This is a genomic window from Vibrio penaeicida, from assembly GCF_002933855.1.
GTDB classification, from domain to species: domain Bacteria; phylum Pseudomonadota; class Gammaproteobacteria; order Enterobacterales; family Vibrionaceae; genus Vibrio; species Vibrio penaeicida_A.
Map to the genome: position 1 here is coordinate 75,779 of NZ_BFAQ01000004.1, position 393 is coordinate 76,171.

Consider the following 393-nt stretch of genomic DNA (forward strand, 5'->3'; position numbering starts at 1 on the left):
GTGTTTAATGGTGGCTTCGTAATCAACGACCGTACCTTTTCTATTTCCATCTTACAAAGCCAAACAAACCAAATCGAGATTCACCATCTAACGCGGAATTTGCATGTAACAGTAGCAACATAAAAGAAAATAGCGTGATAATTTAAGTTAGGCTTGGTCATTTTCATTAAAGTAAAGGTAGAGTATTAATGCGAATGTTGATGATGTTGAAGTATTCTTTAGTTCTTTTTTTATCATTGATAGTTTTCGGAATTGTTATAAGTTGGTCAAATATTAATAATGATGTTTTGATTACATTGACAGGTATTACTCTATTTTTATCTTCTATTTTTATATGGTTCTTCCCAGTCCTTATAATTATACTAGCTAAAGGATTAAAAGACCGAATATTAT

Annotated in this window: 1 protein-coding gene; it reads right to left on the reverse strand. The window is 30.3% G+C overall.

Features of this window, described 5'->3' with window-relative positions:
- Positions 1 to 166: 166 nt before the first annotated feature.
- Positions 167 to 393: hypothetical protein (locus VPNCDNU1_RS29025; protein WP_237324041.1), on the reverse strand; the 227-nt coding region annotated here is incomplete at its 5' end.